The sequence below is a fragment of the Halomonas sp. genome (genome assembly GCF_041689495.1).
Taxonomy (GTDB): domain Bacteria; phylum Pseudomonadota; class Gammaproteobacteria; order Pseudomonadales; family Halomonadaceae; genus Halomonas.
Map to the genome: position 1 here is coordinate 1 of NZ_JBDNGD010000386.1, position 10,521 is coordinate 10,521.

Consider the following 10,521-nt stretch of genomic DNA (forward strand, 5'->3'; position numbering starts at 1 on the left):
CGCTAGCCCGCTGATGTCGGGGGGTGTCCTTGCAAGCGAGTGCTGCCGGAAGGCATGTTCGCGGCGGGATGGTGTCGGGTCAGGGACCACGAACATCAGGCCTTGCAGAAACTGGAGATGACGATGGGTCACATTCTGAAATGTATCTCACCGATCGACGGGTCGGTCTTCGCCGAGCGTGACGCGCTGTCGCCTGAGGCCGCACGGCAGGCGGCCGAACGGGCGCGGTCGGCGCAGGCCAGCTGGGCCGCACGGCCCATCCAGGAGCGTATCGACCTGGTTCGTTCTGGCATCGCCGCTGTGGGCGCGATGAATGACGAGGTGGTGCTGGAGCTTGCGCACATGATGGGCCGCCCGGTTCGCTACGGTGGCGAGTTCGGTGGCTTCGAGGAGCGTGGCGGCCACATGGCGACCATTGCCGAGGAGGCGCTGGCCGATATCGCGGTGGGTGAGGATGCCACGGTCAAACGCTATATCAAGCGCATCCCACACGGGGTAGTGCTGGTGGTGGCACCCTGGAATTATCCCTACATGACGGCGATCAATACGGTGGCGCCCGCGCTGATCGCGGGCAACACGGTACTGCTGAAGCATGCCACCCAGACCCTGCTGGTCGGCGAGCGGATGGCGCGCGCCTTCCACTCTGTCGGCGTGCCCGAGGATGTGTTCCAGAATGTCTTTCTGGATCACGATACCACCTCGTCACTGATTGCCGATCGGGCGTTCGATTTTGTGAACTTCACCGGTTCCGTGGGCGGCGGGCGTACCATGGAAAAGGCGGCGGCCGGTATCTTCACCGGGCTGGGGCTGGAGCTGGGCGGCAAGGATCCGGGCTATGTCATGGAGGATGCCGACCTGGGTGCAGCGGTCGCTACCCTGATCGATGGGGCGATGTTCAACTCTGGGCAATGCTGCTGTGGCATCGAACGGATCTATGTGCACGAGAGCCTTTATGAGGCCTTTGTCGAAAAGGCGGTGGCGATTGTCGAAGGCTACAAGCTGGGCAATCCGTTGGCCGCCGATACGGATATCGGCCCCATGGCGAATATACGTTTTGCCAAGGAGGTCCGTGCCCAGATCGATGAGGCCGTTGCCGCCGGTGCCAGGGCCCATATCACGCAGAAGCCCGAAGATGACGGTGGTACCTATCTGACTCCGCAGATCCTGACCCAGGTGACCCATGACATGCGCGTGATGCGCGATGAAAGCTTCGGCCCGGTGGTCGGCATCATGAAGGTCGCCGGCGATGACGAGGCGATCCGGCTGATGAATGACAGCCGGTTCGGCCTGACGGCTAGCCTGTGGACGGCCGATATCGAGCGCGCCCAGCGTATCGGTGATCGGGTCGAGACCGGCACGGTGTTCATGAACCGCGCGGATTATCTCGACCCTGGCCTGTGCTGGACCGGCTGCAAGGAGTCGGGCCGCGGCGGCGGCCTGTCGGTGATCGGCTATCACAACCTGACACGGCCCAAGTCCTACTACCTGAAGAAGGTGACGAAATGACGCTGACTGGAAACTGGACCTATCCCACCGCCATCCGGTTCGGTGCGGGCCGTCTCAACGAGTTGCCCGAGGCCTGTGCCCAGGCGGACATCATCCGTCCTCTGCTGGTGACTGACCGAGGCCTGGCCGATCTGCCGATCACCCGGGCCGCGCTGGATATCCTGGAAGCGTCAGGCCTTGGCCGGTGCCTGTTTGCCGAGGTCGACCCCAACCCGAACGAGCAGAACCTGGAAGCAGGGGTCGAGGCCTATCGGGCAGACGGCCATGATGGGGTGATCGCGTTCGGCGGTGGCTCGGGGCTGGATCTGGGCAAGATGGTGGCCTTCATGTCCGGCCAGGCGCGCCCGGTGTGGGATTTCGAGGATATCGGCGACTGGTGGACGCGAGCCGATGCCGAGGCGATCGCGCCCATCGTGGCGGTGCCCACCACCGCCGGCACCGGTGCGGAAGTGGGCCGGGCCAGCGTCATCACCAACTCCCGAACCCATGAGAAGAAGATCATCTTTCACCCCAAGGTACTGCCCACGGAGGTGATCTGTGATCCCGAACTGACGGTGGGCATGCCCAAGCCGATCACCGCCGGTACCGGGCTGGATGCCTTTGCCCACTGCGTCGAGGCGTTCTCGAGCCCGCATTATCACCCGATGAGCCAGGGCATCGCGCTGGAAGGCATGCGGCTGGTCAAGGACTACCTGCCGCGCGCTTATGCCGACGGCACGGATCTCGAGGCACGTGCGCACATGATGAGCGCGGCGATGATGGGCTCCACCGCGTTCCAGAAGGGGTTGGGGGCCATCCATGCGATGAGCCACCCCATTGGCGCGGTGTTCAATTCCCACCATGGCACCACCAATGCGATCTGCATGCCGGCGGTGCTGGCGTTCAACGCCGACAGGATCCGCGAGCGATTCGACATGGCCGCCGCTTATCTGGGTATCGAAGGCGGCTTCGATGGTTTCAGGGCCTTCGTGCAGGAGCTCAATGATCAGATGGGCATCCCGCGCACCCTTTCCGAGATCGGTGCCACCCCTGACCATATCGACCATCTGGCGGACATGGCCATTCAGGATCCCAGCTGTGGCGGGAATCCGGTGGCGTTGAGCGTCGATGATCTCAAGGCGTTGTTCCGACAGTGCATGTGACCGTCGAGGTGCGGGTCGATCTCCCTTGAGGGTGGCGATCGCCACCCGTGGAGCCCAGTGACGGCGGATGTCAGAACAGTCCCGTGATCTCGCCGTTATCGTCGATGTCGATGTGCGCGGCGGCCGGATCGCGGCCGAGGCCTGGCATGGTGCGCATGTCACCGCAGAGGGCATAGACGAAGCCCGCCCCGGCAGAAAGCCGCACCTCGCGAACCGGCAGGGTCCAGCCGGTGGGGGCGCCACGCAACGTTGGATCGGACGACAGTGACAGGTGGGTCTTGGCGATGCACACCGGCAGGTGGCCATGGCCCTGTTGCTGGTAGCTGTCGATCTGGCGACGGGCTTCGGGGCTGAAGGCGACGTCGGCGGCGCCGTAGAGACGGGTGGCGATGTGCTCGATCTTGGCGTCCAGGGGCATCTCGTCCGGGTACAGGAAACGGAAGGTGCTGCCGCTCTCGGCGGCTTCCACGATGGCCTGGGCCAGTTCGAGCGCACCGACACCGCCGTCACGCACGTGACTCGATACTGCGGCCCGGACCCCGGCGGCCTCGGCGATGTCGCGAATGACGGCGTGCTCGCTGGCATGGTCCGAGGGGAAGGCATTGATGGCCACCACCGGGGTGACACCGTGGATGCGGAGGTTGTCGATCTGCTTGATGAGATTGTCGGCGCCCGCGCGGACGTCCTCGGGGTTCTCCGCCAGCATGGCAGCGGGGAGCGGCTTGCCGGGGACCACGGCGTATCGCCCGGAGTGGAACTTCAATGCGCGGACCGTGGCCACCAGCACCGCGGCATCCGGGATCATCCCCGAGGCCCGGCACTTGATGTTGAAGAAACGTTCTGCGCCCATGTCGGCCCCGAAGCCCGCCTCGGTGACGAGGTACTCCCCGCCGTGGAGGCCGATTCGATCGGCGACGATCGAGGAGTTACCATGGGCGATGTTGCCGAACGGTCCGGCATGGATCAGCGCCGGTGCGTGTTCTAGGGTCTGCAGCAGGTTGGGCTTGATCGCCTCCTTGAGCAGCACGGTCATGGCACCCGCCGCGCCGATTTCCTCGGCGGTGACCGGCTCGCCGGTGCGGGTGTAGCCGACCCTTATCCGGCCCAGTCGGCGCCTCAGGTCCGCGAGCGACGTCGCCAGGGCGAGCACCGCCATGACCTCGGAGGCCGCAGTGATCTCGAAGCTGCTCTGGCGTGTGACGCCGTCGGCAGCCGGGCCGAGGCCCGTGACGATATGGCGCAGGGCGCGGTCATTGATATCCATCACCCGTTGCCAGCATATCGCCTGCGGGTCCAGGTCGATGCCCAGGCGATGGTGAAGGTGGTTGTCCACCATCGCCGCCAGCAGGTTGTGGGCGGCGGAGACCGCATGGATGTCCCCGGTCAGGTGCAGGTTGATGCGCTCCATGGGGATCACCTGGCTGTAGCCGCCGCCGGCGGCACCGCCCTTGATGCCAAGCGTGGGGCCCATTGAGGACTGGCGCAGGGCGACGGTGGCGCTGTGGCCAAGCTGCTGCAGGCCCTGGACGAGGCCGATGGAGGTAGTGGTCTTGCCCTCGCCTAGAGGCGTGGGGGTGATCGCCGCGACCACCACATAGCGTGCCCGTGGGCGCTCCGCAAGCGCGTCCACGGCGGCAAGGTCCAGCTTGGCGATGCCCCGCCCATAGGGCTCCACCGTCTCGCCGGGCACGCCCAGGCGGTGGGCGATCTCCTCGATGGGCCAGAGCCGGGCGTCACGGGCGATCGTGAGGTTGTCTGGCATCCACTGTCGCGCCTGGCCGAGGTCTTGCGGTTGGCTCGTCATCACCACGTCTCCTGATTCATCCACCGGGACATCGATAGCCACAGTATTCGTGCCCGGCAGGGGAGGGGCTTGCCCGCGTGCGTCGGCGGGCTTGGCCACAGCGACACCTCGACCTGGGCTGAAAACGAGAGCCGGGAAAGCGTCGACGAGTCGAAGAGTCCCTGCCCGGCGTCACGAGGAAAGTCCAGGTCGTGAATGGACAAGCCGTGCCGCTGTTGCCATGTCAAGACTCTGACTAGAGTGCAGGTAGTAGGTTGTGGCGAGGAGGATGACAGATGGACCCCGTGCGCGCACCGATCAAGGACCACTACGATATCGGCTTCGTCCTGCTGCCGGGCTTTTCCCTGCTTGCTTTCTCCTCGGCACTGGAACCCTTGCGCATGGCCAACCACCTCGCCGACCGTCGGCTCTACACCTGGCACCTGGTGAGCCGGGACGGCTGCCCCGTGAAGGGCAGCAGCGGTCTCGAGATGGCAGTGGACTGCGCCATGGAGGATGAGCTGTCGCTGGACCTGGTGCTGGTGTGTGCCGGCGTGGATGTCCCGCACCGCTGCGATCGCGATACCCTCGGCTGGCTGCGCCGGCTGGCCAGGCGTCGCATCCCGCTGGGTGGGGTCTGCACCGGTGGCTACGTGCTCGCCCAGGCCGGGGTCCTCGATGGCTATTGCTGTACCCTGCACTGGGAGCACATCTCGAGCATTCACGAGGCACTGCTGTTCCCCGCCGTGACCTTCACTCCGCAGTTGTTCGTCATCGACCGTGACCGCTATACCTGTTCCGGCGGTATCGCGCCCCTGGACATGATCCTGACCCTCATCAGCCGCCAGCAGGGCCTGGAACTGGCGGAAGCGATCGCCGAGGAGTTCATTCACGAGCGGATCCGGGATCTGGGCGACCGCCAGCGGACCCCGCTGCGCGTGCGCCTAGGCCGTACCCATCCCAAGCTGGAGGAAGTGGCGACCCTGATGGAGGCGAACCTGCAGGAGCCGCTGTCCCTGGATGAGCTGGCGAACTATGCCAATCTCTCGCGGCGGCAGGTGGAACGGCTCTTTCAGCGCTACGTGGACTGTCCGCCGCTGAAATACTACATGGATCTGCGCCTGCTGCGGGCGCGCCTGCTGCTGCGCCAGACCCACATGCCGATCACCGACGTGGCGCTGGCCTGCGGCTTCATTTCGCCACCGCACTTCACCAAGTGCTACCACGACCGCTTCGGTCACTCACCCAGTCGAGAGCGGTCGCGTCGCAGTGACCGGGTGGCCGGCATGGCGACATCCCCAAGCGCTCCGAGTGTCGGGGAGGTCTGACGCTCTCCCTCTGCCCACCAGGGGCTGTCACCCCCTGGGCAGCCGGTTGTCCGGGTCATACAGGGCGCGATAGCCGACGGCCTCGACGGTCAGGGGATAATGCTCGCCGAAGTACTCCATGTTCATGACTTGGCCCACCCGGGCATGGGTCACCGGCAGGTAGCCCAGGGCGATGATCTTTCCCACGGAGGGGCCGTAGGCGATGCTCGTCACATAAGAGCGACGCCCCAGCGCATCCACCAGCACCTCTCCACTGTCCCGGTCGAGGATCGGCGAGTGGCCCACGGGATAGCGGGCCACGCCACGGGCGTCGTGGTTGTCGTCCAGGGTCAGGGTGCAGAGGTAGGCCGGCTGCTCATGACGCTCGCGCTGCGCCAGATAGGCGGCCTTGCCATGGAACTCCGCCGGCTTGATCCTGGGGCGCTCCAGGCCCGCCTCGACGAGGTTGTATTCGGTCAGCAGGTCGACGTTCTGCAGCCGCAGGCTCTTCTCGAGACGGCGGCTGTTGGCGTAGGTCTCGATGCCCACGGGAGTCACGCCCTGCTCGAAGAGCAGGTCCCAGAGGGTGAGCCCGTAGCTGAACGGCGTGTAGAGCTCCCAGCCCAGCTCGCCGACATAGGAGATGCGAAAGGCCCAGACCGGAAGCCCGCGCACCCGGATCTCGCGCGCCGTGGCGAAGGGGAAGGGCGCGTCCTCCAGTGCCCATGGCTCGTCGGCGACCGCCTGCAGCGTGCGACGGGCCTCGGGGCCCCATAGTCCCAGGGTGGCCAGGCTGTCGGTGCGGTCCTCGACGTGCAGGCGCGTCAGCTGCCTCGCCTCGGCCATCCGCGTCATCCACACGACGTCGCGATGGCCGGTGTCTCCGCCGCAGATCACCCGGAAGCTGTCCGTGGCGAGGCGGACTACGGTGAGGTCGGAGTGGACGCCGCCGGCGTCGTCGAGGAAGTGGGTGTAGATGCCCTTGCCCAGCGGTGTCTCGCCCCCCACCCGCGCCACCGAGAGGTACTCCAGCAGCGCCTCGGCGTCGGGGCCGGCGACATCGAAGATGGCGAAGTGGGAGAGGTTGATCATGCCCACGCCCTCGCTCAGGGCGAGATGCTCGGCGTTGGAGACCCGCCAGAAGTGGCGGCCGTCCCACTCGTCGGGCCGCTCGGGCACGCGGTCGCCATAGCGCTCCAGCAGCGCCTCGTTGGCGGCATAGCCATGGGCGCGCTCCCAGCCCGCGACTTCCATGAAGTGCCCCCCGAGCGCCTTCTCCCTTGGCCAGAAGGGGCTGCGCCGCAGGTTGCGGCCCGATTCGAAGGGCTCGCGGGGATGCACCGGCGGGTCGTAGATCTTCCTGGCGATCTCCAGGCAGCGCCCGCGGACATAGTCCGGCGTCTTCTGCACCGGGTAGAAACGTGCGATATCGATGCCATGGGGATCGAGCGACGGTCGGCCGAGGGTGATCCAGTCGGCCAGCACCTTCCCCATCCCAGGACCATCCTTGACCCAGACCGCCTCGCATAGCCACAGGCCACGTGTCTCTGGCGACTCGCCGACCAGGGAGCCGCCATCCGTGGTGACCGACAGCAGGCCGTTGAAGGAGTGCTTCTCGTCCCAGCCCAGTTCGCCGAGCACGGGGGTGAGCTCCACCGCTCGGGTGAAGGCCTCCATCACCTGGTCGATCTCCAGGTCGCGCATGGAGGGCGACAGGCGTGCCTGGTCGCGTTCGAGGATGTCGGAGGGGGAGACGAGGCGCGGTGAGGTGGCCTCGTAGTAGCCCCACTCGAGCTGTCCGCCCTCGGTGCTTCTGGGATCGCCGGTATCGCGCAGGTAGGCCGAGTTGCCCTGGTCACGGAACAGTGGATAGCCGATCTCGCTGCCGGTCCCGGCGAAGGTGTCGAAGGGGCCGAAGAACATCAGGGGATGCTCCACCGGCATCAGCGGCAGACGAGTGCCGCCCATGGCCGCGGGGATCGGTCCCCAGATCCCCGAGGTGACGATTACCACCGGGGTCGCGATGTAGCCCCGGGCGGTCGTTACGCCACGCACGCGGCCGTCCTGGACGTCGATGTCCAGGGCCGGGGTGTCGGCGAAGGCCTGTAGCCTGCCGGACGCCACCGCCTGCTCGATCAGCTCACCGGCGACCTGCTGCGAGCGGGGCACCACCAGCCCGGCGTCCGGGTCCCACAGGGCGCCCTGGATCAGCTCCCGCCTGACCAGAGGGAAGCGCTCGACGACCTCGTCCGGGCCGATGAGGCAGGCGTTGGTGCCGAAGGCCTTGCCCGAGGCGACCTTGCGCTTCAGCTCTTCCAGGCGTTTGTCGTCTCCCACGCGGGCGACCTCGAGGCCGCCCACCCGCTGGTAGTGCCCCAGGCGCTCGTAGAAGTGACGACTGTAGGTCGTGGTGTAGCACGACATCTTGTCGTGGGACGTCATGTAGCAGAAGTCCGAGGCGTGGGAGGTGGAGCCGATGTCCGAGGGAATGGCGGACTTTTCGAGCCCCACCAGGTTCTCCCAGCCCAGCTCGATCAGGTGGTGGGCCACGGAGGCGCCGACGATGCCGCCCTGGCCGATGATCACCGCATCCGCGTGCTTGGGTAGTGTTGTCATGGCCGGTCTCCGATGCCGATGCGCTCGCCGCGTTTGGCTTCACCATAATCCAGGCGGGCGCGGTCCTTTTGCTCTAGCCGACAGGATCTTTCCCCGCGGCGACCGCCGGTGGCGTCCCGGCACCGGCGGAGCATGGCGGCCAGCCCGCTGTGTCGCAGGGACCTAAGTGGCCGTCGCCGCTGGTGCCACGGGAGCGCGCGGGCGGGGCTAGCTTCGAGGGCAGGAACGGCCTTCCGGCATCAGCCCCGAGGTCGCATGGCAAGGCCCAGGCATCTGCAAAGGAGACACGACCATGTCCCAGGTCATCGAAAGCATCGAGCACACCCAGACGGCACCGGAGATCCTGCTCTATCCGCGGATCCGCAAGTCACCGTTCTTCTACGCCTCCAGGCGCCATGGGGTGCGCAAGTACAGCGTCTACAACCACCACTACCATCCGCGCCTCTACACCGACCCGGTGGATGAGTACTGGGCCCTCGTGGAGGGGGTCACCCTCTGGGACGTGGGCGTGGAGCGCCAGATCGAGATCAGCGGGCCTGATGCCTTCACCTTTACTCAGCGGCTGGTGCCCCGAGACATGCGCCACTGCCAGGTCGGCCAGTGCAAGTACGTCTTTGTCACCGCGGCCGACGGGGGCATCATCAACGACCCGGTACTGCTGCGCATCGAGGAGAACCGTTTCTGGCTGTCGCTGGCCGACAGCGATGTGCTGCTATGGTGCCAGGGCCTGGCCTACCATTCGGGCCTGAATGTCAGCATCCGGGAGGTGGACGTGGCCCCGGTCCAGGTCCAGGGACCGAATGCCAAGCCGGTGATGGTGGACCTCTTCGGCGAGCGGGTGCTGGAGATCCCCTATTACCACCTCATGGAGGCGGAGCTCGATGGCATGTCGGTGGTCATCTCGCGTACCGGCTATTCCGGCGAGATCGGCTACGAGATCTATCTGCGCGATGCCAACCGTCACGGCGAAGCCCTCTGGCAGCGGGTCTTCGAGGCGGGGCGGCCCCACGGCATGCAGGTGATTGGTCCCTGCCATATCCGCCGCATCGAAGGCGGGATCCTCGCCTTCGGCTGCGACATCTGGTACGACACCAATCCCTTCGAGGTGGGCATGGGCTACGACTGGATGGTCGACCTTCGCGGCGACGACGACTTCGTCGGGCGGACGGCCCTGGAGCGCATCAAGGCCGAGGGCGTCACACGCCGGCTGGTGGGTGTGGAGATCGACGGCCCGAACGTCGGCTATTTCACCGATGGCTCGATGATCGACGTCTTCCCCGTTTTCGACAGCGCCGGGGCGACCATCGGCAAGGTGACGTCGGCCACCCGCTCGCCGCGCCAGGACCGCAACATCGGCTATGCCATGGTGCCGACCTCCCATGCCGAACTCGGCACGCCGCTGCGCGTCGAGGCCAACACCGGCATGCAGGACGCGGTGGTGGTGCCCAAGCCGTTCCATGATCCGCGCAAGGACATTCCCAAGGGCTGAGCCATGAACGATCTAAAGAGCGTGACGCCCCCGGAGCAGCGACTCCAAGGATGCCTGGCGCTGGCCAGTCCCCGCTACGAGCTGCTGCCCCTGGGGAATATGCGGGAGGCGGCTCGCCTCCTCCCGGCCGGGGCCCGGGTCACCGTGACCTGTTCGCCACGGCACGGCATCGACCGCACCCTGGAGGCGGCAGAGTGGCTGGCGAGGGCAGGTTTTCGCACGGTGCCTCACCTCGCCGCTCGCCTGGTCCGCGATCGGGCCCACCTGGAAGAGGTCGTGTCGCGCATGGCGGTGGTCGGCATCGATGACTGCCTCGTGGTGGGCGGCGATGCCCCCGAGGCGACAGGGGACTATGCGGACGGCCTGGCCCTGTTGGAGGATCTGGCGAGCATGCCGTCGCGGCCATCGCGGCTCGGGATGCCCGCGTATCCCGAGGGGCATCCGCGGGTCGACGATGCGGCCCTGCAGCGGGCCCTGGATGCCAAGGCGAGGCTGGCCGATTACGCCGTCACCCAGCTGTGCTTCGAGTCGGCGCCGCTGATCGACTGGCTGCGGCGTCAGCGCCACAGGGGGTTGGCCCTGCCGGTGTACGCGGGCATCCCCGGGGTGATCGCCCATGCCCGGCTGCTGTCGGTGGCCATGCGCATCGGTCTCGGGGCGTCGACGCGGGCGCTCGGC

7 protein-coding genes are annotated in these 10,521 nt (G+C 66.6%); 5 read left to right on the forward strand and 2 right to left on the reverse strand.

What is annotated here, in order from left to right:
- Positions 1-123: 123 nt before the first annotated feature.
- On the forward strand, positions 124-1,506 hold the full coding sequence (locus tag ACESMD_RS12215; protein WP_372613542.1) for an aldehyde dehydrogenase family protein: 1,383 nt from the start codon (positions 124-126) through the stop codon (positions 1,504-1,506).
- Positions 1,503-2,648, forward strand: coding sequence for an iron-containing alcohol dehydrogenase (locus tag ACESMD_RS12220; protein ID WP_372613544.1), 1,146 nt, complete (start codon positions 1,503-1,505; stop codon positions 2,646-2,648). Before ACESMD_RS12215 ends, ACESMD_RS12220 begins: the two co-directional genes overlap by 4 nt.
- A 70-nt stretch (positions 2,649-2,718) precedes the next feature.
- Here the strand turns inward: ACESMD_RS12220 and ACESMD_RS12225 are convergent, their stop codons facing one another.
- Positions 2,719-4,452, reverse strand: a complete 1,734-nt coding sequence (locus ACESMD_RS12225) for a formate--tetrahydrofolate ligase (protein ID WP_372613546.1) — start codon at positions 4,450-4,452, stop codon at positions 2,719-2,721.
- 275 nt (positions 4,453-4,727) lie between these two features.
- On the opposite strand from ACESMD_RS12225, the gene ACESMD_RS12230 reads away from it, so the two are divergent.
- Positions 4,728-5,759, forward strand: coding sequence for a GlxA family transcriptional regulator (locus ACESMD_RS12230; RefSeq protein WP_372613548.1), 1,032 nt, complete (start codon positions 4,728-4,730; stop codon positions 5,757-5,759).
- A gap of 27 nt (positions 5,760-5,786) precedes the next feature.
- Here ACESMD_RS12230 and ACESMD_RS12235 read toward each other — a convergent pair whose 3' ends face one another.
- Positions 5,787-8,354 (reverse strand): FAD-dependent oxidoreductase, encoded by a 2,568-nt coding sequence (locus ACESMD_RS12235; RefSeq protein ID WP_372613550.1) that lies wholly within the window; start codon positions 8,352-8,354, stop codon positions 5,787-5,789.
- Between the two features lie 292 nt (positions 8,355-8,646).
- Between ACESMD_RS12235 and ACESMD_RS12240 the strand changes: the two genes are divergently transcribed.
- Both ACESMD_RS12240 and ACESMD_RS12245 read left to right on the forward strand, forming a co-directional pair.
- Positions 8,647-9,843, forward strand: coding sequence for a glycine cleavage T C-terminal barrel domain-containing protein (locus ACESMD_RS12240; protein WP_372613552.1), 1,197 nt, complete (start codon positions 8,647-8,649; stop codon positions 9,841-9,843).
- Positions 9,844-9,846: 3 nt separating this feature from the next.
- The coding region (locus ACESMD_RS12245; protein ID WP_372613554.1) for a methylenetetrahydrofolate reductase at positions 9,847-10,521 on the forward strand (675 nt) is incomplete at its 3' end.